Source organism: Frigoribacterium sp. Leaf8, assembly GCF_001421165.1.
In the GTDB taxonomy this organism is placed as follows: Bacteria; Actinomycetota; Actinomycetes; order Actinomycetales; family Microbacteriaceae; genus Frigoribacterium.
Genome location: NZ_LMKB01000001.1, coordinates 246100 through 269419, shown reverse-complemented (window position 1 = coordinate 269419; position 23320 = coordinate 246100). Strand labels below are relative to the sequence as shown.

The 23320-nt window shown below is 72.2% G+C and carries 17 protein-coding genes; 9 read left to right on the top strand and 8 right to left on the bottom strand.

Annotated features, from left to right (window positions below; translation table 11 throughout):
* Positions 1-53 precede the first annotated feature (53 nt).
* Genes ASL10_RS01215 through ASL10_RS01205 form a run of 3 tightly spaced genes read right to left on the bottom strand, consistent with a single transcriptional unit; the run spans position 54 to position 3117 of the window.
* Positions 54-1145, bottom strand: coding sequence for an acyltransferase (locus tag ASL10_RS01215; protein ID WP_056043505.1), 1092 nt, complete (start codon positions 1143-1145; stop codon positions 54-56).
* Complete coding sequence (locus ASL10_RS01210) at positions 1142-2173, bottom strand: acyltransferase (RefSeq protein WP_056043501.1); 1032 nt, start codon at positions 2171-2173, stop codon at positions 1142-1144. Before ASL10_RS01210 ends, ASL10_RS01215 begins: the two co-directional genes overlap by 4 nt.
* Positions 2170-3117, bottom strand: coding sequence for a glycosyltransferase family 2 protein (locus ASL10_RS01205; protein ID WP_056043498.1), 948 nt, complete (start codon positions 3115-3117; stop codon positions 2170-2172). Before ASL10_RS01205 ends, ASL10_RS01210 begins: the two co-directional genes overlap by 4 nt.
* 76 nt (positions 3118-3193) lie before the next feature.
* Here ASL10_RS01205 and ASL10_RS01200 point away from each other — a divergent pair, with 76 nt between their 5' ends.
* Positions 3194-4195 carry a glycosyltransferase family 2 protein gene (locus ASL10_RS01200; protein ID WP_235452268.1) on the top strand — a complete coding sequence of 334 codons (1002 nt, stop codon included), beginning with the start codon at positions 3194-3196 and terminating at the stop codon, positions 4193-4195.
* A gap of 2 nt (positions 4196-4197) precedes the next feature.
* On the opposite strand, the gene ASL10_RS01195 is transcribed toward ASL10_RS01200, so the two are convergent.
* The 3 genes from ASL10_RS01195 to ASL10_RS01185 all read right to left on the bottom strand — a co-directional run bounded on the left by ASL10_RS01195 (position 4198) and on the right by ASL10_RS01185 (position 10745).
* Positions 4198-5262 carry a glycosyltransferase gene (locus ASL10_RS01195; protein WP_056043492.1) on the bottom strand — a complete coding sequence of 355 codons (1065 nt, stop codon included), beginning with the start codon at positions 5260-5262 and terminating at the stop codon, positions 4198-4200.
* Entirely contained in the window at positions 5259-9974 is a 4716-nt protein-coding gene (locus ASL10_RS01190; protein ID WP_056043489.1) for a PKD domain-containing protein, read from the bottom strand. Before ASL10_RS01190 ends, ASL10_RS01195 begins: the two co-directional genes overlap by 4 nt.
* A 114-nt stretch (positions 9975-10088) precedes the next feature.
* Positions 10089-10745 carry a hypothetical protein gene (locus ASL10_RS01185; RefSeq protein ID WP_056043486.1) on the bottom strand — a complete coding sequence of 219 codons (657 nt, stop codon included), beginning with the start codon at positions 10743-10745 and terminating at the stop codon, positions 10089-10091.
* Positions 10746-10910: 165 nt separating this feature from the next.
* Here ASL10_RS01185 and ASL10_RS01180 point away from each other — a divergent pair, with 165 nt between their 5' ends.
* The gene (locus tag ASL10_RS01180) at positions 10911-12473 is read left to right on the top strand and encodes a glycosyltransferase family 39 protein (protein ID WP_056043483.1); all 1563 of its coding nucleotides are present in this window, start codon (positions 10911-10913) and stop codon (positions 12471-12473) included.
* On the opposite strand, the gene ASL10_RS01175 is transcribed toward ASL10_RS01180, so the two are convergent.
* Positions 12463-13770 (bottom strand): hypothetical protein, encoded by a 1308-nt coding sequence (locus ASL10_RS01175; RefSeq protein WP_056043481.1) that lies wholly within the window; start codon positions 13768-13770, stop codon positions 12463-12465. The two genes, ASL10_RS01180 and ASL10_RS01175, sit on opposite strands and share 11 nt — an antisense overlap.
* Positions 13771-14050: 280 nt before the next feature.
* On the opposite strand from ASL10_RS01175, the gene ASL10_RS15790 reads away from it, so the two are divergent.
* From ASL10_RS15790 to ASL10_RS01140, 7 genes are all read left to right on the top strand, one after another.
* A complete protein-coding gene (locus ASL10_RS15790) occupies positions 14051-16594 on the top strand; it encodes a right-handed parallel beta-helix repeat-containing protein (RefSeq protein ID WP_157485176.1) in 2544 nt (847 codons plus the stop codon).
* A gap of 119 nt (positions 16595-16713) precedes the next feature.
* Positions 16714-17388 (top strand): tRNA (adenosine(37)-N6)-threonylcarbamoyltransferase complex dimerization subunit type 1 TsaB, encoded by a 675-nt coding sequence (gene tsaB, locus ASL10_RS01165; RefSeq protein WP_056043474.1) that lies wholly within the window; start codon positions 16714-16716, stop codon positions 17386-17388.
* Positions 17385-17924: a ribosomal protein S18-alanine N-acetyltransferase gene (gene rimI / locus ASL10_RS01160; RefSeq protein WP_056043471.1), complete on the top strand. Its 540-nt coding sequence runs from the start codon at positions 17385-17387 to the stop codon at positions 17922-17924. The genes tsaB and rimI overlap by 4 nt, the downstream gene beginning before the upstream one ends.
* Positions 17925-17992: 68 nt before the next feature.
* Positions 17993-19030: a tRNA (adenosine(37)-N6)-threonylcarbamoyltransferase complex transferase subunit TsaD gene (gene tsaD, locus ASL10_RS01155; RefSeq protein WP_200922559.1), complete on the top strand. Its 1038-nt coding sequence runs from the start codon at positions 17993-17995 to the stop codon at positions 19028-19030.
* A 118-nt stretch (positions 19031-19148) separates the two neighbouring features.
* Positions 19149-19550 (top strand): DUF4190 domain-containing protein, encoded by a 402-nt coding sequence (locus ASL10_RS01150; protein ID WP_056043463.1) that lies wholly within the window; start codon positions 19149-19151, stop codon positions 19548-19550.
* Between the two features lie 179 nt (positions 19551-19729).
* Positions 19730-20764 carry a DUF4190 domain-containing protein gene (locus ASL10_RS01145; protein WP_056043460.1) on the top strand — a complete coding sequence of 345 codons (1035 nt, stop codon included), beginning with the start codon at positions 19730-19732 and terminating at the stop codon, positions 20762-20764.
* A 190-nt stretch (positions 20765-20954) separates the two neighbouring features.
* Complete coding sequence (locus tag ASL10_RS01140; protein WP_056043457.1) at positions 20955-22073, top strand: acyltransferase; 1119 nt, start codon at positions 20955-20957, stop codon at positions 22071-22073.
* Between the two features lie 30 nt (positions 22074-22103).
* On the opposite strand, the gene ASL10_RS01135 is transcribed toward ASL10_RS01140, so the two are convergent.
* Entirely contained in the window at positions 22104-23297 is a 1194-nt protein-coding gene (locus ASL10_RS01135; RefSeq protein WP_056043455.1) for a class I SAM-dependent methyltransferase, read from the bottom strand.
* Between the last annotated feature and the right edge of the window lie 23 nt (positions 23298-23320).

Sequence of the window (23320 nt, the reverse complement as noted above, 5' to 3'; positions counted from 1 at the left end):
GGTGATAAATTTATCGACGACCTGGGACGAACGAGCCGACCTGGCTGAGCGGGTCAGCTCCGGGCGGCGGAGACGGCCTCGGGTCGCTCCGGCCGATCCGTCGCGCGCTTCTCGAGCCGTGCCTTGAGGCCCGCCACGGGGCGCTCCACGACCACCCAGCTGACGATGCCCGCCGCGATCGAGACGACGACCGTCGTGACGGGCACCTCGGGGGCGCCGCCGTCCCTGAGCCACCAGCTGACCGGATAGTTCCAGAGGTACACCGCGTACGAGATGACGCCGAGCTTGACGAGCAGGCCGAGCCCCCGCGGCACGACCGTCCACTCCTTGAGCTTCCAGAGCACGAGGACGGTGCTGACGCCGATGGCGGAACCACCCACGAGGTAGGTGACGAGGTGGTCCTTCGCCTCGGGCACGAGGGCCATGGCGACCAGCGCCACCGCGCCGACGACGGCCGCCCGAGCGGACCGGCGGCCGCCGACGAGGGCGTCGAGCCGTGGTTCGGCGAGCTTCGCCGCGGCGCCGACGACCATCGAGATGGTCCACGTCGTGGGGTAGTTGTAGATCGTGCCGATGTCGTCACGATGCCAGGCCACCGTGGCGACCAGCAGGACGAGGAGGACGCCGGCGGTGACGGCGACGACGACGCGCAGCTTGCGGTAGCGGACGCCGACCAGGACGACGAGCGGCCACACGAGATAGAACTGTTCTTCGTTCGCCAGGGTCCACAGGTGGCTGAAGTTCGGGCTTCCGTGGTTGAACAGGGGGATGTTCATCGTGTACGTGAGGGCGACGCCGATGGTCCGGGGTACGAACCGGCGGGTGTCCGAGACGTCGAGCAGCCCCTCCATGACGACGAGGCCGACCAGGACGAACAGCAGCGCCGGGATCAACCGGAAGAACCGGTTGCGGTAGAAGCGTCCGTAACGGATGCGACCGAAGCGTCGGACGTCGTCGGCGAGCAGACCGGTGATCAGGTAGCCGCTCAACGTGAAGAACACGACCACCCCGACGATGCCCGCGCCCCCGAAGTGGTCGGGCCACGAGTGTCTCAGCAGCACGAGCAGGATCGCGGCTCCGCGCAGCAGGTCGAGCCCCTGGATGCGACGGTGGACGGGGACGGAGGGCAGGGGCGTCGCGGTCATGGCTGCCCTTTCGGGGAGGAGGACGTCCGGCGGGCCGGCCAGGCGTAGAGACCGGCGACGAGCCGCGACCGGCGGGAGAGGCGCGCCATCACCCACGGGGCCGTGAGGCCGGCGGTCAGCAAGGCGACGATCATCAGGGTGCCCTGGTGGAGGCCGATCAGACCGAGGGCGTGGACCCCGAGGGTGACGACGATCCAATGGGTCGTGTAGTAGACGATGGAATCTCGGCCCATGGCGCTCAGCCCCCGCCCCAGCAGGGTCGGCGCGAGTCGGCCGCCGAGGGGCACGGCGACCACGACGAGCCCGACCACGCCGACCGCGGCCACGAGGTCGTATCGCAGACCGGGCAGTTGCGTCGACGCGATCGCGGTGCCCAGGGCGGCGACGGCACCCAGGGCGATCACGATGCGACGTCGGGCCAGGGACTCGAACACGTCCTGGTGTCGGGCTGCCGCGTCCCCGAGGAAGAAGAACGCAAGCAGGAAGGTCACGCGGGTCCAGCCGTCGCCGTCGTGTACGACGACGCTGACCACGAGCAGCAGGGGCACCGCCGCCGAGCGGGCCGCAGGGGGGATGACGAGGGAGACCACGTAGAAAGCCAGCAGGTACGCGAGGTACCAGGTGTACGTCGTGGGGGAGAGGACCAGCTCGACGAGTCGACCGGGGCCGTAGTTGCCGTCGCCGGCCACCGAGCTGCCCGCCCAGAGGAACACGACGATGACGGTCGTCCAGACCGCCCAGGGCCAGGCGATGTGCCTCAGCTTGCCGACGAGGTACGTCCCGGGTGGTTTCCGCAAGGAGCGGGCCAGCAACAGGCCCGAGCAGAACATCAGGGTGGGGATGCGGAAGGGCGCCAGGGCGTCGTTGAGCACGACGGCCCACCCGGGCGCGGCCACGGAGTCGACCTTCAGGGCGATCACGACGTGGTAGAAGACGACGAGCAGGACGGCGAGCCCGCGCGTCACGTCGACCCAGTGCAGTCGACCGGGGCGTGCGACGACCGGTGTCGAGGGTCCCACGGCCGTCATGACGGGGCTCCCGGTGACGTGCGTCGTCGACGCAGCTCGGTCGCCACGATCCGTCGCCCCTCGAGGACGGCCCGCAGTCCGACGAGCAGCGTGCCCGGTGACCGGACGAACTGGCGCCGCCCGCCCTGCAGCAGCACCTCCCACGCGATGCGGGGGGTCAGTCGGCGCCACCGGCGGAGGTCGTCGTCGCCGAGGTGCTTCGCGGCGAACAGCAGCCGGTTGCGGATGTTGTACCGGTAGTACCCCGCCGATTTCGCCTGCCCCGACCGGTCGGCCCCGCCGTCGGTCTGCGTGCCGCCCTCGGCGTGGACGACGGTGACGTCGTCGAGCAGCCGCAGCGCGCCTCCCGAACCGACGACGCGACGCGACAGGTCGACGTCCTCCCAGTACAGGAAGTAGTCGTCGTCGAAGCCGCCGCAGCGCTGCCAGAGGTCGTCGCTCAGCACGAGGCAGGCGCCGCTCAGCCACTCCTCGACGCGGGCGCCGGGCAGCCGTCGTCGCCGCGAGCGGATGCGGCCGTCGTCGAGGTACAGGTCGCTGCCCGCCGACCAGACGCTGCCGTCGGGGCGCAGCACGGTCGGCGCGCTCATCGTCAGCGGGTCGGACGAGGAGGCGCGGTGCAGGGCGGCGAGGGCTCCCGCGTCCGCGACGGCGTCCGGGTTGAGCAGCACGTGGTGACGCGCCCCGGCCTCACGGGCCCGGGCGACGCCGAGGTTCACGCCGGTGCCGAAGCCCTCGTTGCCGTCGGGCGCGACGAGGTGCCAGCCCTCGGCCGCGGCGAGCTCGCTCACGCGGGCGCGCTCGGCCGCTCCCGACCAGTTGTCGACGACGACCACGACGAGGCCCTCCGTCGACCGCGAGACGGGCGCGAGGTTCTGGCGCAGCAGGTCGGTCGAACCGTAGTTGACGACGACCACCGAGAGGCCGGCGAGCGACTCACCCACGGTTCGTCCCCCGTCCACCCGCAGGAGGCGCGGTGCAGGGCCCGTCGCCCCTCACCGACCTGACATGCTGGGGGCCGTGACGACCGACCCGACCACGCCGCGCCTCCTGACCATCGCCGTGTTGACCTTCCGCCGGCCGCGCGATCTCGACGCGGTGCTGCCGCTGCTCGTCGAGCAGGCCCGCAGCGTCCGCGGACGCGGCGTCGAGGCGCGCGTGCTCGTCGTCGACAACGACGCGAGCGGATCGGGCCGTGGACGCGTCGAGGCGGCGGCGCTCGCGGCGGCCGACCCGGGCGACGGTGCCGGACCCGTGACGGTCGACTACGTCGTCGAGGCCACGCCGGGCATCGCCTCGGCCCGCAACCGTGCGCTCGCCGAGAGCGGCGACGGCGACGTGCTGGTCTTCATCGACGACGACGAGCGGCCGTCCGACGGGTGGCTGGGCGCCCTGGTCTCCCTGCAGGCCGAGACGGGTGCCGCGGCCGTCGTCGGTCCCGTGCGCAGCGAGTACGAGGTCGAGCCCGAGCCCTTCATCGTCGAGGGACGCTTCTTCGTGCGACGCCGGCTCGCGACCGGCACGCCCGTCGACGTCGCCGCCACCAACAACCTGCTGCTCGACCTCGTCGAGGTGCGTCGCCAGGGCCTGGCCTTCGACGTGGCCCTCGGCCAGCTCGGCGGTGAGGACACCCTGTTCACCCGCAGCCTGGTCGCCGGTGGCGGCACGATCCTGTGGTGCGCCGAGGCGGTCGTCACGGACGTCGTCCCCGCCCACCGCGTCACGCGGCGATGGGTCGTGCGGCGTGCCTACAGCAGCGGCAACGGTTGGAGCCTCACCTCGGTGATGCTGTCCGCGCGAGGGGCCTCGCGACTGTCCACGCGCCTCCGGCTCTCGGCCAAGGGCGGCGTGCGCGTCGTCGGCGGGCTGGGCCGGTACGCGGTCGGCACGGTGACCCGCCCCCTCGGTCGACGGTCGCTGGGGCAACGCGCTCGCGGCATCCGGACGATGGCCCGGGGCGCCGGCATGGTGGCGGGTGCGTGGGGCGCGGGGTACCGGGAGTACGGCCGCGTCGACGGCTGAGCTCACGGGCGCGCCCGGCGTCCGCCGACGGCACGTCGACCACGGGTCGCGGCGATCGCCCGACGGTAGGCCGCGACGTGTGCCTCGCCCGCGCGGTCCCAGTCGCGGGCCGACAGGTCGGGGCGCGCGTCGTCGTCGAGCCGCGAGGCCGCGTCGAGCGCGTGCTCGACGTCGTCGGGACCGAGTTCGTCGGCGTACTGCCGGACCCAGTCGGCGCCGACCTCGTCGGCCAGGCGGGCGTTGACCTCGTTGGCGGGTACGAGCACGGGCCGGCCGAGCGACAGCGCCGTCAGCACCCCGCCCGAGTTGTGCATCTCGCGGTAGGGCAGCACGACCAGCTCGGCCCGGCGCACCACGTCGATGAGGTCCTCGTCGTCGAGGAAACGCAGGTCGAGGCTGACCCGGGGATCGTCGGCCGCGAGCTGCTCGAGCCCGTGGGCGAGCTCGGGCGTCGAGGGCTTGCCGGCGGCGTGCAGCCTCCGGTCGTCGCCCCGGACGCCTCGGAAGGCCCGGACGAGGCCGTCGACCCCCTTGTAGCGGCGGATGAAGCCGAAGTACGACACCCGGCCTGCCTCGCGCGACGGCCACGGCCAGCGGGCGAACCAGTCGACGTAGTGGCCGTGGGGGATGAGCGCGCCGAGTGCGTCGGCGTGCTCGGGCGTCTCGTCGTTCAGCCGCACCCAGAGCGCGGTGCGTCGCTCGATCCAGCGCAACAGGACGCGCTCGCGCCGGGAGATGCCGCTCGGCAGCTCGAGGTTGTGCTCGGTGCGGACGATCGGGGTGCGCGTCAGCCGCAGCTTCGTCACCAGGGCGACGGTCAACGCCTGACGCACGAGCGCCTTGAGCGGGCTCTGCCCCGAGACGAGGATCTCGGGCCAGTGCACGTGGAAGACGTCGTAGCGGCCCAGCAGGGCGCCCTTCCAGTCGAAGGTGCGCACCTCCACCCCGGGCACCGCGCCGACGGCGTCCCGGAGCATCACGAGGTAGGGGTTCGTCGTCGGGCGCGGTCGCGGGAACGACTGCTGGACGACGAGCCTGCTCGCGTGCTCCGGGGCGGCGTCGGTCACGGCTTGAAGACGCTCAGGTCGTCGAACGAGACCGTCTGCGGGGCGTTGGTGGTGCTTCCCGAGGCGTAGGCGCCGAGGGCGACCCAGCCGGGTGCCTGCAGGCCGGCGAAGGTGTCGGTTGCCGACACCGTCCACGCGGTCGGCTCGGCCGTGCCGTCGGCCCAGACCTTCGCACGGATGGTCGTCGTGCCGGTGCCGCTGACCTCGAGTCGGACGTTCAGCTTCGCGCCCGGTGCGACCTTGCCGGGGACCAGGGTCTCGGCGGCGAGGTTCGTCCCCGAGGTCGATCCCTTGAAGGCCGTGAGGCCCACGACGACGGTGCCGTCGGGACGGTAGCGCATCGACGCCCGGTACTCGGTGTTCGCCGCGACCTTGCGCCCGGTGACGTAGACGTAGGTCCCTCCGCCGGTGGCCACCTTGTCGAGGCTGACGCTGGTGCGGAGGTCGGCGTCCGTCGTGCTGACCCCGGTCAGGGCCATCGACGTGTTCCAGCCGGCCGCCCCGAGGTACTGGGTGCCGACGCCGCCGGCCACCGAGTACTGCGAGGCCTGACCCGTCCTGGTCCAGCTGCCGCCGACCTCCGCCGTGCCCCAGCCGCCCGTCACCGAGCGTCCGAAGCCGTCCTTGACCGCGGCCGTGACCACGGGAGGCGCGGTGACCGTCACCGTGGAGGTGCGGGTCGCGGTGGCTCCCTTGTCGTCGGTCACCGTGAGGGTCACGGTGTAGGTGCCGCCGACGGCATAGTCGTGGGCCGCCGTGCTGCCGGTCGCCGTGCCTCCGTCGCCGAAGTCCCAGGCGTACGCCGTGACGGTGCCGTCGGAGTCGGTCGAGGCGCGTCCGTCGGTCGACACCGAGAGGGCCTTGGTCGACGTCGTGAACGAGGCCGTCGGAGCAGCGTTCGGGATCGGCGCGACGGTCACGCTGCCGGTCGAGGTGCCCGTGGCGCCCTTGTCGTCGGTCACGGTGAGGGTCACCGTGTAGGTGCCGGCCGCCGCGTAGGTGTGCGCGGCCGTCCTGCCCGTGGCCGTCCCTCCGTCACCGAACGTCCAGGCGTAGGCCGCGACGGTGCCGTCGGGGTCGGTCGACGCGGTGGCGTCGGTCGAGACGGCCAGTCCCGTGGCGGCGCTCGTGAACGAGGCCGTCGGGGCCACGTTCACCGGGGGAGCCGGGGCGACCGTGACCGTCCCCGTCGAGGTGCCGGTGGCACCCTCGGTGTCCGTCACGACGAGCGTCACCGTGTAGGTGCCGGCAGCGGCGTAGGTGTGGTTCGCGGTCGGGCCCGTCGCGGCGACGGTGCCGTCACCGAAGTCCCAGCGGTACGACGCGACGGTGCCGTCGGAGTCGGTCGAGGTGCTCGCGTCCACGGCGACGGCCAGGTGGTCGACCACCGAGGTGAACGAGGCGGTCGGTGCCGCGTTGACCCGGGGCGCCGTCACGGTGACGGTGGCCGTCGACGTGCCGACGGCTCCCTGGTCGTCCGTCACGGTGAGGGTCACGGTGTAGGTGCCCCCCGCGGCGTAGGTGTGCGAGGGGGCGGCGCCGCTGGCCGGGGCGCTCCCGTCGCCGAAGTCCCAGCCGTACGAGGCGATCGTCCCGTCGCGGTCGACCGAGGTGCGGCCGTCGAAGGCGACGCCGAGACCGGTGGGCGACGAGGTGAAGGCCGCCGTGGGCGCGGCGTTCGGCTTGTTCGCACCGAGCGCGTAGTGCTGCGCGACCGTCGTGGCGTCGAGGGGTCGGGCGTAGACCGCGGCCTCGTCGAGGCTCCCGGCCCAGTAGCCCGAACCCGAGTTCCACGAGCTGTCGCCGCCGAGGCGCCAGAACCCGCGGTAGCCGTCCGAGGCCGTGGTCGGGTTCGACCCGACCTGGGCGCCGTCAACGTAGAGCTTCATGCCGTCCGAGCCCTGCGTGGCGACCACGTGGTGCCAACGGCCGTCGTTGTAGCTCGCCGTGCTGCTCGCGAGGTTCATCCGACCGGTCCAGTTGCCGAACTGCAGGCGACCGTCCTGCTCCATGTACACGTGGCGGTCGTAGTTGCCGCTGTAGCCGGTCTGCTGGTTGCCGAAGCCGATCAGCTTGCCACCCGAGGTCGTGGTCGTGTTGAACCAGGTCTCGAGCGTGTAGTTGTTCGGGGTGTCGTACGAGGTGGTGGTCGCGACGCCGGCGTCCTGGCCGTTGAACGTCGCCGACTGCCCGGAACCGCCGACAGCGGGCGTGCCGCCGGTGCCCACGCCCCCGGCGACGACGCCGTTGGTGCCCACGGGCGACGAGTCGGCCGAGACGGTGGAGGCGTCCCCGTCGAGGCGGAAGTACGCCTCGGGGTCGTCCTGGAACACCCGGGCGCCGTAGGCGTCGGCCGGGGCCTTGGGCAGCTTGCTCGTGCGACCCGAGGCGACCCACTGGCCGTCGACCTGCTTGGCGCTCAGGGCGGCCGGGTACACGGAGACGTCGTCGATGTCGCCCTGGAAGTACGGGGCGCCGTCCCAGTTGTTGTCACCGCCGATGCGCCAGTAGCCCGTGTAGTCCTGGGCACCCGTCGTCCCGGCGTCGGTCGCGACCTTCTTGCCGTCGACGTAGAAGGACTGGCCGGCCGAGCTCAGCGTCCCCACCACCTGGTGCCATTGGCCGTCGTTCAGAGCCGTGGGGCTGGTGATGATCCTGCTCGCGTTCGGGTACACGCCGAACGACACGCGGCCCCGCGGGTCCATGTACAGGTGCCGGTCGTACGAGTTCGAGTTGCCGGTGCGGCTGCTGCCGAAGCCGACGATCTTGCCACCCGTGGTCGACGTCGTGCGGAACCAGGCCTCGACCGAGAAGGTCTGCGGGCCCGCGATGGCGGAGGTCGTCGACGCGAGGCCCGTGGCCGTGCCCGAGAAGGTGCTGGCGCCGTCGGCGTCGGTCGTGGTCTGACCGGTGACACCACGGGTCACGCCGTCCTGGGCCTGCTGGTCGTCGTAGCCGACCCAGTCGTAGACGGTCGTTCCGCTCTTCTCGCCAAGGCGCCAGAGCGAGGTGGCGCCGTCGGCGGCGACCTGCTTGGCGTAGGGCGAGACCGCGTCTGCGGTCACGGTGACGTTCACGCCGTCACCCAGGACCGTGTTGCCGAGCGGGTCGGTGGCCCGGATGCGGTAGCTGTGGGTGCTGCCGGGTGCGAGGTCCTTGTCGACGAAGCCGAGCGCGGGGCGCTTCCAGAAGGTCGACGATCGGGTCGTCGTGTAGACGGGGTTCGTCAGGTCGCCGTCGCGGTACACGGCGTACGTCAGGTTCGCGTTGTCCTTGTCCCAGTTGGACTGCCAGCTGACCCGGACCGTGCCGGACGACAGCGAGACGAGGTTCGGGGTGAAGAGGGCGCCGGAGGCCTCCGGGCCCATTTTGTTCGGGGCGATGCTCGACACCGCGAAGCGCACGAGGCCGTTCTGCGCCTTGCCGTTGACGGACGGGAACTCCCCGCCGTAGACCACGTACTTGTCGTTGGCGGCGACGCTCCACGGGCCCTGGCTCAGGCCGGTGTAGCTGCCGGTGGCGAAGTCGGGGAACCAGTTGAGGATGCTCGGCGCTGGTTGGCCGGCGAAGTTGTAGTAGCCGTAGGGGTCGTTCGTCGCGGTCTGCGTGGCCGAGTCGCTGAAGGCCATCGCCCGCTGGAAGGTCCAGGGATCGGTCTGCGGCTGCCCGCCGATGTTGCCGCAGTAGTGCGGGTGGCCGGCGACGAAGACGGCGGTGCTGTTCGCGGCCACCGAGTACGTGTCGCCGTGGCAGTCCTCGACCCAGGCGAGGTCGCCGCTCCAGGTCGACTTGAAGGCGCCTTCGAGACGACCGCCGCCGCCGAAGGTATAACCCGACCCGTAGAAGCCGTTGGCGGTCGCGCTCAGGCTGTAGATCGCGGCCTGTCCGCCACCGTTGCGGATCACGTCGTTGGTCTGCAGAGGCAGGTTGGCGCCGGTCGAGGAGTCGACCATGGCGAGACCGTATCCCGGTTGCGCCGACCCGTTGACCGATCCGAACGAACCGCCCAGGACGATCTTCGAGCCGTCAGGGCTCGTGACGAGGCCGAGCACGTCGCCGTTGGCGATCTGGGGTGCCCAGGGCAGGTTGGTGCCGTTCGAGGCGGTGACCGCCGCTGCCTTGATCCGGGTGTCCTTACCCACGCTGGAGAACGCTCCGGCGAAGTAGACGTTCGGGCCCACGGCGGCGATGGCGTTGACCGATGCGTTCGTGCCCGGGTTCCAGCCGCTGAGGACGGCGCCGGTGGTCGGGTCGAGGGCGGCCAGGCGGTACTTGTTGACGCCGTTGACCTTGGTGAACGCCCCACCGATGTAGAGGCGCTTGCCGTCCGGAGAAGCCGCGATGGCCTTCACCTGCTGGTCGATGACCGGCGCGAAGGTCGTTGAGAGCGCTCCCGTGGTGATGTCGTACGCGAGGAGGTAGCTGCGGGGGACCTCGTCGACGCCCGCTGCCGAGCCCGCCGGGCGGGCCTTCGTGAACTTGCCCGCGGCGTAGACGGTGTTGCCCACGATCACCTGCGTGAAGACGGACCCGTCGATCTGGGGTGCGGGGAGCGCGTCGGCCGTGACGGTCGCCGGCGTCGACGGCGACGTCGGGTCGAGGGGGGCGGAGTCGGCCGCAGCGGGCTGGACTCCGACCAGGACGGACAACAGCACGGCGGACGCAGCGACGATCGCGGGGAGACGAAGGCGCGACGAGACGGTTCTTCCCATGGGGGAGCCTCATTCGGGTCGGGTAGGCGTCATCGGCATTCGGGTACCGATGGCTTGACGACTATAAGGTCCCCCCAAGGGGGGACAATGGCCCCCGTTGTGGGTACAGGGGTATTACGAGGTCGATCCCTCGAAGACGACGACCGGCACGTCGACGGCGTAGTCGAAGGTCAGGCGGAGGTCGGAATGCCCGTCGACGGGCACGGCGAAGACGTAGACGCCGTCGGCCGTGGCGCCCGCGGCCACGCTCGCCGGGAACGAAGAAGTCCCGGTCGAGAACGTGTTCGCGGGTGTGCGGTCGACACCGTAGGCCAGGTTGACCACGACGGTCGAGAGGTCCACGGGAGCAGCCGACGAGTTGTACACCTCGAGTTCGGCACGGACGGCCGGGCCGGTCACCTCACCGGGCAGCGCGGCCTCGCCGTCGACCGCGTCGAGGCTTTTCACCCGGACCGTCACCCCGTCCACGACGGTGGGCGACTCGTCGAGGCCCACGGGTGGTGCCTCGGGTGTGTCCGGCCCCGCGGCGGGAGGCGCGGTATCGGTCGGGGCCGTCGTCCCGTCGTCCGACGACTCGCCGGTCGTCGACGAGCTCGAGCCCGACCCCGGTCCGGCGGCGCCGGGTTCGTCGGCGTCGCCGCCCGAGACGGCGGGCACGACCACGAAGGCGACGACGAGGGCGAGCGCCACGGCGACGGCGGCCAGCGCGATCACCAGGCGCCGACGGGACCTCGTCGGTGTGGGGTCGGGCGTCTGGTCGTCTGACGACATGGTGGCTCCTCGGTCGGGTGGCCCGTCCCGCCGGACGCCGGTGGGGTCCAGGGCCGCTGCTAGCATGCCAGCACTCCGGGCCACCCGCACCCGACCCGTCGGTCCGGTCGCCCTCTCCCTCGTCCACGAGGCGAGGGCTCGCGGTCGGCACGCACGAGGACGGCCATGACGACCACCACCCCGACGACGACCCACCCGGCCGGGTCCACGGCGTCCTCGAGACGACCTCGCGCCTCCTCGATCGGCGTCCCGCTCGCGCTGGGTCTCGCCGGCACCGCCGTGGCGCTCGTCGGTTCGTCGACGGTGTCGCTGTGGACCGACGAGGCCGCGACGGTCTCGGCGGCCACCCGCAGCCTCCCCGAGCTCTGGGCCCTCGTCCAACGCATCGACGCCGTGCACGCCGCCTACTACCTGCTGATGCACGTCTGGACGACCGTCGCCGGGACCTCCCCGGTGGCCCTCCGCCTCCCGAGCGCGGTCGCGGCCGGAGTCGCCGTCGTCGGCGTCCACCGGCTGTTGGTCGTGCTCGGACGCCGGGACGCGGCCGTCGCGGGGGCGGTGGTCGCCGTCGTGCTGCCGCGCATCACCTGGATGGGGATCGAGGCGCGTTCCTTCGGGCCCAGCGCGGCCGTGGCCGTGTGGGCGACCGTCCTGCTCGTCGTCGCGCTGAACCGAGGAGGCGCGGCGCGGTGGATCGGGTACGCCGCCCTCGTCGGGGTGGGCACCGCCCTCAACATCTACGTCGCCCTGCTGGCCGTCGCCCACGCCGTGACCGTGGCCGCCTGGCGTCGGGTCCCGGTGAGGCGCCGCCTGGCCTGGCTCGCCTCCGCCGCGGCGGGCGGTCTCGCGGCGTCGCCGGTGGTGCTGCTGGCAGCCGGACAGCAGGGGCAACTGGGCGACAACGATATGGGTCTCGTGCAGATCGCCCGGGGGGTGGTCGTCAACCAGTGGTTCCTCGGTGGAACGCCGACGCGCGTGACGTCCACGGCTTCTCCCACCGAGCCGTGGGCCCTGGCGTCACTCGTGCTGGCCCTCGTCGGGTGGGCGGCCATGGCGGTCGCGGTCGTCGTCGGGGCCCGCCGTCGGCAGGCCGCGACGTCGTGGGTGCTCGTGCCGGTCCTGGTCGTCCCGACCCTCGTCGTCGTGGGCTACAGCCTCGTCGTCAGCCCGCTCTACAACCCTCGCTACTTCACGTTCGCCGCTCCGGTCTGCGCGGCGCTGATCGGGTTGGGGGTCACCGCCCTCCGGGGGCGGGTCCTCCGGCTGGTCGCCCTGGCCGTCGTGGTCGTGCTGGCCGTCCCCGTGTACGTGTCGCAGCGACAGGTGACCGGCAAGAGCGGAACGGACTGGTCCGAGGCCGCGGCGGTCGTCGAGCGTGGTGCCTCCGCCGGCGACGGGGTCTACTTCGCGCCGCTCGACGACTCGTCGGACCCGGTGGTCAGGAGGACCACCGACAACGTCGAGGTCACGTACCCGGAGGCGTTCGACGACCTCGTCGACGTGACGCGGCGGAGCGAGCCGACCGACGAGGACAGCCTGAGGGGCACGTCGTGGCTCCTGTCCTCGGACCGGACCCGACTCGCGGACGTCGACCGCGTCTGGGTGGTCGAACCCGCGACCGCCCCCACGGGTGACGCCGACGAAGGTGTCCTGACCGACGCCGGGTTCGAGCGCGTCGATCGGTGGGACGGCGGGATGACGGCCGTCGAGGAGTGGATCAGGGCCTGAGCGACTCGTCGGGCATGAGCGTGCCCGAACGGGGGCCTCGCTCGCGTCGCCGTGCGACCGGCAGGAACGCCAGGCCGAGGGCGAGGATCAAGGTCGTGAGCGCGCCGTAGAACGGTGAGAAGAAGAGGTTCCAGATGCTCTGGGCCGAGGCGTAGAGCAGGATCCCTGTGGCGGTGCCGTCGGCGATCCGGCGTGCCATGCCGAGGGCCAGCACGGCGAACATCAGGCCCACGAGGACGAGCCCGGCGACCCCGGTCTGCGACCACAGGTTGCCGAAGACGGAGTGCAACTCGAAGTTGCCCCCGAACATGAAGCGTTCGACGTAGCCGTTGTTCGGTTGGTAGCCGATGCTGCTCATGCCTTCTTTCGCGATGAGGATGTCGTCGGGCGTCGGGACGGATCCGGCTCCGAATCCCCAGGGGTGGTGCTGCATCAGGGCCAGGGTCGCTGCCAGCTCGGGGCGTCCGCCCAAGATCAACGAGCCCGACACGCGCAGCTGTTCAACGCTGCGCGACTGGGCGGCGAGGCCCAGGTAGCCGTCGAGGATGAGGGCTTGGCCGAGTTGGAACACCACGAAGCCGAGCGCCCCGAGGCCGACGAGCACGGCGACGGGTGAGGGGCGTCGGTGAGGCCTGACGATCGCCAGCTGGACGAAGACGAGGATGGCCGCGAGCAGCAGCAGGCCGAAGGCCGACCGGAAGTCGTTGAGGGCGGCCACCAGCGTGAGCACGAGCAGCGTCGCGAGCTCCCAGCGCCGACCGAGGCGGGCTGCCAGTGCCAGCGCGATGACGGTCGCGGGAAGGGCGAATCCGAACTTCCAGGGGTTGCTCGCGAAGAGGGCGGTGCTCGGGGTGAGTTGCAGCGCCAGTCCCACGCCGAACCAGAGCGTCGCCCATTCGGCGCCCAGGACGTCCCTCGCCCAGATGAAGAGCCCCACGCCCAGCAGGGCGCCCACGAGCAGGATGGTCATTGGCAGGGCCGACGCCGGATCGACCTCGTGGTCGCCCAGGTTGGCGACGCCGAGCCAGAGTCCCGCGAGCGCCGCCACGGCGCCCACCACCATGAACGCGACACCCCAGCGACGGCGCGTGACGTTCGCCCACCAGACCGGCAGCAGGACGGCGGCCACGACGAACCCGAGCTGCAGGCCTTGCGGCAGCGTGAGGCGCATGCCGAGGACGACGACGGCTGTCGCGGCCAGGACGCGGACCCAGGTGCGGGCCTCGACGCCGCTGCCGGAAAGGGCGACCGACGAGCCGGTCGCCGCGACCGCCGGGTCGGTTCGAGGCTGGATCATCCGTGAACTCTAGGCGACCCAGACGGCTCCGACGACCCCCGTCCTGGTGTCCCCCACAGTGCCGACACCCGAGGGGGAGCCACCTTGTTGGGGGCTGACGCCCCCTTGCGGAGTACGCGTGAATGTAACAAGATCACCTCTTGTCCTGACCGGGTGAGATTCCGTCCCCTCAGATCCATTCCGCGCAAGCCCCCGTCCTGGGGGCACGGCGTGGTGTTCTCCCTCTCGCACGAGCCTCCGTTCCCGAGGCATGTCGCGGGATCGCCCACACCTTCCCTTGATGAAAGCAGTGACGATGCCCAGCGCCCCCGAGCACCGCCCCTCTCCGCCCATCCGTGTCCGAACCGCGATCGGTGCCCTCGCGACGGTCGTCGCCGTCGTGGCCGGCGTGGTCGTCCCGGTCACCAGCGCGTCCGCAGCTCCGACCACCGTCGCCTCCGACTCGTCGGCACGCGTGTCGACGTCCGGGTGGGGAACCGCCGACAAGGGAGGGGCCTGGTCGACGTGGTCCGGCCCGTCCACGGCGTCGTTCTCCGTCGCCTCGGGGGTCTCGACCATCTCCGGCCTCGCACCGGGCGGCTCGGCCACGGCAGCGCTCGCCAGCGTCTCCGTGAAGGACGTCGAGGTCCGCGGCAAGATCCGTCTGCCCGACTCCAAGGCCGGGTTCTACCAGGGCTGGGAGCTCCGCCGTCAAGGTGACGGCTCGGCTTACCGGGGCCGCCTCGAGACGGGCGGTTCGGGTGCGGTGTCACTGGCCGTGACCAAGGTGAAGAAGAGCGGCGAGACCTCCCTGGGTCGTGTCGCACTCCCGGCCGGCATCTCGGCCGGCTCCACGGTCTCGATCGCGTTCCGGGCCGAGGGCTCGACCGCCGTCAGCCTCAAGGGGAAGGCCTGGCCCGTCGCGTCGTCCGAACCCGGCTGGCAGCTGTCGGTCTCCGACTCCGCCGCCGACAGGGTGTCCCAGGGCGGTTCGGTCGGTCTCTGGCAGTACGCAAGCGCCGGCAACACGAGCCGCTCGACGACGAGCTTCGACGACCTCGTGGTCGTCGGCTCGCCCTCGGAGTCCGCCGAGGCCGCGCCCGCGCCGACGACTCCGGCTCCCGCGCCGACGACTCCGGCGCCTGCGCCGACGACTCCCACTCCCGCGCCGACGACTCCGGCGCCCCAACCCGCTCCCGCTCCCGCGCCCGTCCCGGCGTCACCTGACTCGTCACAGGGCTCGGTGCCGGTCGGCTCGGCCCGTTACGCCGTGCCGTCCGGAGCCATCGTCGTCGCCCCGTCGGGTTCCGACTCGGCGGCCGGCACGAGTGCCGCTCCGCTGCGCACGGCGACGGCGGCGGTCGCCAAGGCGAAGTCGGGCGGCACGATCGTCCTCCGCGCCGGCACGTACAACGAGGGCGTCGTCGTCCCCTTCCAGAAGAAGCTGACGATCCAGTCGTGGCCCGGTGAAGCCGTCTGGTTCGACGGTTCCGTCCCGGTCGGCGCCTGGCAGCGCTCCGGCTCCGGTTGGAGCACCCCGTGGTCCTTCTTCCCCTCGGCGGAGATCGGCGGGGCGGTGGACAACCCCCGGTTCGTCTCCCCGGCCTTCCCCTACGCCGCTCGACCCGATCAGGTCTTCCTCGACGGCGTCCAGCTCACGCAGGTCGCGCCGTCGCAGCTCGCGCCCGGCACCTTCGCCCCCGACCCCTCGTCGGGACGCGTGCTGTTGGGGACCGACCCGGCCGGGCACGAGGTGCGGATCAGCAACAAGCAGCAGGCCATCTGGGTGCAGTCGGCCGACTCGACCGTCCGTGGCATCGGCATCCGTCGCTACGCGACTCCGAACTCGGACAAGGGCGCCATCCGCTTCGGCAACACCGGGGCCACGGCCGAGAACCTGGTCATCCAGGACAACGCCATGATCGGTCTCAACCTCGAGAACAACGGAGGCACCCTGTCCAGGCTGACCGTCGAGCGCAGCGGCATGCTGGGCGTCGGGACCAACGCCTCGTACGACCTGTCGATCACCGATTCGGTGATCCGTCAGAACAACTGGCAGCGCTTCAAGGAGGCGCCGGTCTCGGGCGGCATCAAGATCACCCGCTCACGCGGCGTGACCGTGTCGAACAACGACATCAGCCGCAACTACAGCTCGGGTCTCTGGCTCGACGAGTCCGTCTACGACAGCAAGGTCATCGGCAACACGGTCGAGGGCAACGAGTGGACGGGCATCCAGCTCGAGCTCTCGAGCAAGGCCGTCGTGGCGGGCAACACGATCACCGGTGGCAAGGCCGGGCTGCAGCTGATGGACACGGACGACGTCCGCGTCTACAACAACTCGATCGGCGGCTTCAGCCAGTACGGCATCAAGGTCACGCAGGACGAACGTCGGCAAGCGACGGCGCCCACCGGGCAGGACCGTCGACGCCCGATCCCCGACCCGACCATGACCTGGGTCACCGGCAAGATCACGATCGCCAACAACGCCTTCGGCAGCGGGGGTTACTACCAGGTGTTCGTCCTCGACAGCAAGACCCACCGGTCGGCCGACTCCATGGGCATCACGGTGACGGGCAACGCCTTCAACCAGCGACGCACCACGGCGCAGGCGACGCTCGTCGGCTGGGGGGCCGGGGACAACAAGACCGTGACCCGTCTCGACTCGGTCGCCGCCCTGTCGGCCAAGAACGGATCGTGGCGCAACGTCGAGACGTCCGGGGTGCTCGACCTCGGCGGCATGGGCAGCCTGCTCGCCTCGTCGCTCGGCATCGTGTCCACCCTGCCGGCGGACGTCGCGGCGCTCCTCGGGCAACCCGGGACCGCCCGCCGCATCGGCGCTTTCTGATCGACCGACGACGCCCGGCACCTCGTGGTGCCGGGCGTCGTCGCGTCCGGTCCGGGGTCGACGAGGCATCGGTCGAGGAGGCGCGGGTCGCCTCGTCGACACCGCTTACGATTGACCCCGTGATCCTGGCCATCGACACCTCCGCCGGCTCGTCCGTCGCCGTCGTCGACCGCGACGGCGGCGTCCTCGCCGAGCACACGGTCGCCGACACCCGGCGACACGCCGAGGTGATCGGCCGTCTGATCGCCGACGCCCTGCGCGAGGCCGGCGTGACCCCGTCCGAGCTCTCGGCCGTGGTGGCCGGTCGGGGCCCGGGCCCCTTCACCGGCCTGCGCGTCGGCATCGCCGCCGCCCGGGCCTTCGCCTTCGGTGCCGGGGTGCCGTGCCTCTCGGTCGGCAGCCACGACGCCGTCGCGTTCGAACGGCTCTCGGCGGCGGCGGGCCGTTCCGTCGGCACCGCCGGCGGGTCCGTCGACTCGCCGCTCGTCGTCGTCACGGACGCCCGTCGCCGCGAGGTGGCACACAGCTCGTGGTCGGGGCTCGACGACGACGGCCTGCCCGTGCTGGTGGCCGGCCCCGCCCTCGTGAGGCCGGCCGACCTCGACGAGGCGACCGGCGCCTCCTCGTCCTGGCCGCGCACCGACCCCGACGCGACGACGGTCTCGGCGGCCGCGCTGGGCATGCTGGCCGAGCGGCTCTTCGAGCACGGCCGCGCGTTCGCCGCCGCCGAGCCGCTGTACCTGCGCGAACCCGACGTCACCCCGTCGGCCGGCCCGAAGCCGGTCACGCAGTGAGCGTCCTGCTGCGCACGGCCACCCTCGACGACCTCGACGGCATCATGGCCATCGAGACGTCGACCTTCCTCACCGACGCCTGGTCGCGGGCGAGCATGACGCACGAGCTCACCGCCCCGGGCGGTCGCTATCTGGTCGCCACAGCCGAGGGGGACGACACCACCGTCATCGGTTACGCGGGCATGCTGGCACTGAAGGGGGCCCCCGAGGCCGACATCCAGACCATCGCCGTCCTCGCGGAGCACCAGGGGCGCGGGCTCGGGCGGGCGATGCTGACCCAGCTGCTCACCGAGGCTCGTCACGGCGGGGTGCGCGAGGTGTTCCTCGAGGTGCGGGCCGACAACCCCGGGGCGCAGCACCTCTACGAGACGCTCGGCTTCGAGCGCATCGCCGTCCGTGCCCGGTACTACATGCCCGACGGGGTCGACGCCGTCGTCATGCGACTGCGCGTCCCGCCGGCCGTCACCGAGACCACCGCGGGCCCCCTCGAGCCGATCGACGACGTGCCCCTCGACGAACAGGACGTCCGCCCGTGACCGCGACCCGCGCCTCCTCGTCCGCCGCCGAGCAGGCGGCCGCCGAGCCCGCCGTCCGCGAGCCCCTCGTGCTCGGCATCGAGACCAGCTGCGACGAGACCGGCATCGGCATCGTCCGCGGACGCACCCTCCTCGCCAACGTCATCTCGTCGTCGATGGACGAGCACGCCCGCTACGGCGGCGTCGTGCCCGAGGTCGCCGCGCGCGCGCACCTCGAGGCACTCGAGCCCGCCCTCGCCGCGGCGCTCGCCGAGGCCGGCGTGACGACGGCCGAGCTCGACGCGATCGCCGTGACGAGCGGACCCGGGCTCGCCGGGGCGCTCATGGTCGGCGTCGGTGCCGCCAAGGCCCTCGCCCTGGCGACGGGCAAGCCCCTCTACGCCGTGAACCACCTCGTCGGCCACGTCGGGGCGGACGTGCTCCGCGCCGACGGCAGCGAGCTCGAGTTGCCGACCATCGCGCTGCTCGTCTCGGGCGGTCACACCTCGTTGTTGCACGTGCGCGACCTCGTCGACGACGTCGAACTGCTCGGCGAGACGATCGACGACGCCGCGGGTGAAGCGTTCGACAAGGTGGCCCGCCTGCTCGGCCTGCCCTACCCCGGCGGGCCGCAGATCGACCGCGTCGCCGAAGGCGGCGACCCGAGGGCCGTCCGCTTCCCGCGCGGGTTGACCCTCCCGAAGGACCTCGCGAAGCACCGGTACGACTTCTCGTTCTCGGGGCTCAAGACGGCCGTCGCCCGGTGGGTCGAACAGCGTCGCAGCGAAGGAGGCGCGGTGCCCGTCGCCGACGTCGCCGCCAGCTTCCGCGAGGCCGTCGCCGACGTCCTGCTCACCAAGGCCCTCGCGGCCTGCGCCGACCGGGGCGTCCCCCGCCTGCTGCTCGGCGGGGGAGTCGTCGCCAACGCCCGCGTGCGCGAGCTCGCAGCCGAACGCTGCGCGGCGGCCGGGGTCGAGCTGCGCGTGCCGCCCCTCTCGCTCTGCACCGACAACGGCGCCATGATCGCGGCACTCGGTGCCGAGCTCGTGTCGCGGGGTCGGGCGCCCTCGCCTCCCGACTTCGGGGCCGACTCGACGCTGCCCGTGACGACGGTCCAGGCCGTCTGAACCCCTCGGCGGGGCCCGGGCGACCGGCCCCCGGTCGCCAGCCATGGGCCGCCGATAGCATGGGCGCTCGACCGACCGCGGCCGTCACCGGCCGACCCTCAGCAGAAGGACGTCTCCGATGACCGACCAGAACCCCACGCCCCACGGCCAGCCCTCGCCGCAGAACCCCTACCAGGGCCAGCAGCCGGCCTACCCGGGGCAGCCCTCCGGTGGTCAGCCCTCTTACCAGGGGCAGAACGCTCGTCCCGGTCAGCGCAACACCCTCGCCCTCGTGTCGATGATCCTCGGCATCGCGGGCTTCGTGACCTCGATCACGGCCATCGGTGCCATCGTCACCGGCCACATGGCGTTGAGCCAGATCAAGAAGCGGGGCGAAGAGGGCCGGGGGATGGCCCTGACGGGGCTCATCCTCGGCTACGTCGTCGTGGCGCTGACGATCCTAACGATCATCCTGCTCTTCGTCGTCTTCGGTGCGATCGCCAGCAACCCCGACCTCTACGACGGCAGCTACAACTCCTGAGGCCGCGGGCGCGCCCCCGTGGACGACGCCTCCCAGGGGCCGCTCATCGGCGGCCTCGCTAGCATGACGGGGTCCGCACCGGACGGTGCGGGCCCTTTCGTGTCCCGGGACGCGACCGTCACGGGTGTGACCGGCCGCTCCGACGGCACGACCGACGCACCGCTCGCGAAAGGCAGCTGATGGCCACCGACGACACCACCCCCGAGAAGCCGTCCTCGGCGCCGACCGCGCCCTCGGCTCCGACGCCGCCCGCGGCACCCACCGCGCCCCCGATGCGCCCGACCGAGGGGGGCGACGCGGCCACCGCCTCACCGCCGCTGCCTCCCACCGCCTTCCCGGGAGCCGCGTCGCAGCAGCCGTCGTCCCAGCCGCCCGCGTCGTCGCCCTACGCCGGGGCCGGCGTGCCGCCGACGGGGTCGGCGCCGTACGGGGCACCCCAGGGCGCCCCGGCGCCGCAGTCCCGTCCGGGTCAGGTCCCGCCGGGTGCTCCTCAGCCGCCCCGGCCGCCCTACGGCCAGCCGGGTGCACAGCCGCCGGCGGGGTACGGGCAGCAGGGCTACGGGCAGCAGGCGCAGAACCGGCCGCAGGGCTACGGGCAGCAGCCCGGGTACGGCCAGCAGCCGGGTCATGGCCAGCAGCCTGAGTACGGCCAGCAGTCTCAGGGTCAGCGACCTGGCTACGGGCAGCCACAGGGGCAGCCCTCGGGCCAAGGCCAGCCTGAGGGCTACGGCCAACACCCCCAGGGGCAGCAGCCCTCCGGGCAGTCCGGTGCGCCGTACGGTCAGCAGTCGTTCGGCCAGCAGGGTCAGCCCGTCGGACAGTACGGTCAGCAGCCCTACGGCCAGCAGCCGTATGGCCAGCAGGGCCAGCCCGGCGGAGCGTACGGCCAGCAGGCCTACGGCTCGCCCTACCCGCCGTACGCCTCGGCCGGCGCCGCACAGCCCCCGCGCCTCCTCAGCCTCCTGGCGATGATCGGCTCGATCGCCGGTCTCGTGCTCGCGCCCGTCACCTTCGGGCTCTCGATCGTGGCGTCCATCGCGGGCATCGTGCTCGGGCACCTGGGCATGTCGCGTGAGCGTCCCGCGAGGGGGTTCTGGCTCACCGGGCTCATCGTCGGCTACGCCGGCGTCGTGCTCATCGTGATCGGCTGGATCGCCTTCGGCCTCTTCATCGCCGGCTTCTCGTCGGGTTCCGACTACTACGGCGGGTACTGACCCTCTCGACGGGACGTCGGGCGGCTTCCTCTGGGTGAGGCAGCCGCCCCTCACCCTTGCGCCCCTCCTCCCCGGGTGAACCCAGGGCGGAAAGCCGCCGCGGACGAGGTGTCCCGGGGCCGCGACGAGCTATCGTGTCCTGCCACCACCCGAACCGTTCCCCGGCACCCGAATGCGACACGGAGGACCGATGTCCGCGCCTGCCCGCGACCACGCCGCCGTCGACCCTGCGTCGGCCCCGAACCGGGCCGACGTCCTCGGGGACGTCCTCGATCCGCGGCGCAACGCCTACAACCTGATCCGCCTCGTCATGGCCTCCGCTGTCGTCATCTGGCACTCCGTCCCCCTCACCGGCCACGACATCGGTTTCGAGCCCGCCCGGCAGCTCGCGTCGCGCCTGCCGGTCGACGTGTTCTTCGCGATCTCGGGCTACCTCATCGTGATGTCGTGGTCGAGGACGCCGCAGGTCGTCGCATTCCTGCGGGCGCGCGTGCTCCGGATCTTCCCGGCGTTCTGGGTGTGCCTCGTGCTCACCGCCGCCGTCTTCGCGCCGGTGTCGCTGCTCATCCGCGGTGTCCCCGTGCCGGACGGCTTCGTGGGCGACGCCGTCTCGTACGTCCTCCGCAACGGCCTCCTGCGCGTGTGGCAGTACGACATCGCGGGCACGCCCCTGGGCACGCCGGTCGAGGGGGCCTGGAACGGATCCCTCTGGACCCTGGGCTGGGAGTTCGCCTGCTACCTCGGCGTCCTCCTGCTCGGCGTCGTGGGACTCCTGCGCTCGCGCTGGGCCCTCCCCTCCGCCTACGTCCTCTGCACGGTGGGCGTGGCGGCGAGCACCTACGGTGGCGTCCACAACTGGTACGTGACCAACGGGTCACGCTTCGGCATCGTCTTCGTCGCGGGGGCCCTCGTCTACCGCTGGCGGAACGCGATCCCGGTCCGGCCCTGGCTGCTCGTCCTGGCAGCCGTGCTCGTCTTGGCATCGTCGGCGCTCCCCGACTACGGCCTGGTGGCTGCGCTCCCGCTCGCGTACCTCGCGCTCGGCGTCGGTGCGCTCGTCAAGCACCCGCGGGCGTCCATCCGCACCGACATCTCGTACGGCACGTACATCTACGGTTTCCCGCTGCAGCAGCTGCTCGCGACGGCGGGCGCCGCAGCATGGGGCGTGCCCCTCTTCGCCCTGGTGTCGTTGGCGGCCACCTTCGCGGTGGCCACCCTCAGCTGGCATCTCGTCGAACGGCCGACGATGAAGTTCAAGAGACGCAGGCGGGTCGTCGAGCCGACCGATCCCGTCGCGACGGTCGCCTGACCCGACGCCGCTCTCGCGTCCCGCCCGGCGTCAGACCAGGCGCTCGCAGAGCAGGGCCGTGTGCCGCCCGGCGACCCGGGTGAGGACGAGGGTCGCCGACCCGGTCCCCTGCAACGAGAGTCGCTTGCGGAACGTCGCGGGGTCGACGTCGACTCCGCGCTTCTTGATCTCGAGTCGCCCGATGCCCCGGGCCCGCAGCTCGCGCTTCAGCGTCCGCTCGTCGAGCGGGAACGTCTCGAGCACGCGGAATCCCTGCGCGAAGGGGGTGTCGACCCGCGCCTCCGTCGTCAACCAGGCGATGTCGCGACTGATCATCCGGGCGTCGATCGAGCGGGCCAGGTCGCCGATGAGGCGTGCCCGGATCACCGCGCCGTCGGGTTCGTAGAGGTACTCGCCGAGGTCGCCCGGGTCGACGTCGTCCGAGTCGGCGGCGGCCGTCAACTCCGACGCCCCGGAGGCGCTGATCACCAGGGCGGACCGGCCCACTCCCGGCCGCGCGAGCGGCCCGAACCACACGCCCACCTCGACCACGTCGCGGTCGACCGAGATCCACTGGCATTCGGCGTCCGTCGGCAGCAGCTCGCGGTCGACGCCCGGACCGAGCTTGACCCCGGTGGGCAGGCGGTCGGCGAAGCCGAAGGCGACGTCGAGGCCGGGGGACCAGTCGGCCGGATCGGCGAGGCGCTTGGTGGCGGTGTGGCCGGACGTCCGTCGCGCCGGGTCGAGGAAGACCCCCTCGACGCCTGCGAGGTCGGTCGTGGCGGCGTCCCCCTGTTCGACCCGTGACGACGGCCACGGCGCGAGGTTGTACGAGGCGACGGCCGCGGTCACCTCGTCGCGGTCGACGGCGAGCACGTCGAGGTCGAGTGCGGCGAAGGCCAGGGCGTCGCCCCCGATGCCGCAGCCCAGGTCGGCGACGCTGCCGATCCCCGCCGCGGCGTAGCGTCCGGCGTGGCGGGCGGCGACCGGGAGGCGCGTGGCCTGTTCGAGGCCCGCGTCGGTGAACAGCATGCGGCTCGCGAACTCGCCGAACTTGGCCACGGCCCGGCCGCGGAGCCGGGCCTGTGTGAGCACCGCCGACACGAGGGCGGGGGAATGGCCCTGCTTGCGCAACGCGGCCACCTTGCCGACGACGTCGTCACCGGAGGCGCCGCCCGCCGGCAGCGAGTCGAGCAGCCGCAGCCCCTCGGGCGAGAGGACTTCGAGCAGCTCGGAGGAATCCATGTCGTCCAGTGTGACGCACGCGG

What these genes read in the sequence shown, in the direction of transcription:
- ASL10_RS01215 (WP_056043505.1), bottom strand. Translation starts at nt 1,145, where the DNA reads ATGACCGCGACGCCCCTGCCCTCCGTCCCCGTCCACCGTCGCATCCAG.
- ASL10_RS01210 (WP_056043501.1), bottom strand. Translation starts at nt 2,173, where the DNA reads ATGACGGCCGTGGGACCCTCGACACCGGTCGTCGCACGCCCCGGTCGA.
- ASL10_RS01190 (WP_056043489.1), bottom strand. Translation starts at nt 9,974, where the DNA reads ATGGGAAGAACCGTCTCGTCGCGCCTTCGTCTCCCCGCGATCGTCGCT.
- ASL10_RS01185 (WP_056043486.1), bottom strand. Translation starts at nt 10,745, where the DNA reads ATGTCGTCAGACGACCAGACGCCCGACCCCACACCGACGAGGTCCCGT.
- ASL10_RS01180 (WP_056043483.1), top strand. Translation starts at nt 10,911, where the DNA reads ATGACGACCACCACCCCGACGACGACCCACCCGGCCGGGTCCACGGCG.
- ASL10_RS01175 (WP_056043481.1), bottom strand. Translation starts at nt 13,770, where the DNA reads ATGATCCAGCCTCGAACCGACCCGGCGGTCGCGGCGACCGGCTCGTCG.
- ASL10_RS15790 (WP_157485176.1), top strand. Translation starts at nt 14,051, where the DNA reads ATGAAAGCAGTGACGATGCCCAGCGCCCCCGAGCACCGCCCCTCTCCG.
- ASL10_RS01150 (WP_056043463.1), top strand. Translation starts at nt 19,149, where the DNA reads ATGACCGACCAGAACCCCACGCCCCACGGCCAGCCCTCGCCGCAGAAC.
- ASL10_RS01145 (WP_056043460.1), top strand. Translation starts at nt 19,730, where the DNA reads ATGGCCACCGACGACACCACCCCCGAGAAGCCGTCCTCGGCGCCGACC.
- ASL10_RS01140 (WP_056043457.1), top strand. Translation starts at nt 20,955, where the DNA reads ATGTCCGCGCCTGCCCGCGACCACGCCGCCGTCGACCCTGCGTCGGCC.
- ASL10_RS01135 (WP_056043455.1), bottom strand. Translation starts at nt 23,297, where the DNA reads ATGGATTCCTCCGAGCTGCTCGAAGTCCTCTCGCCCGAGGGGCTGCGG.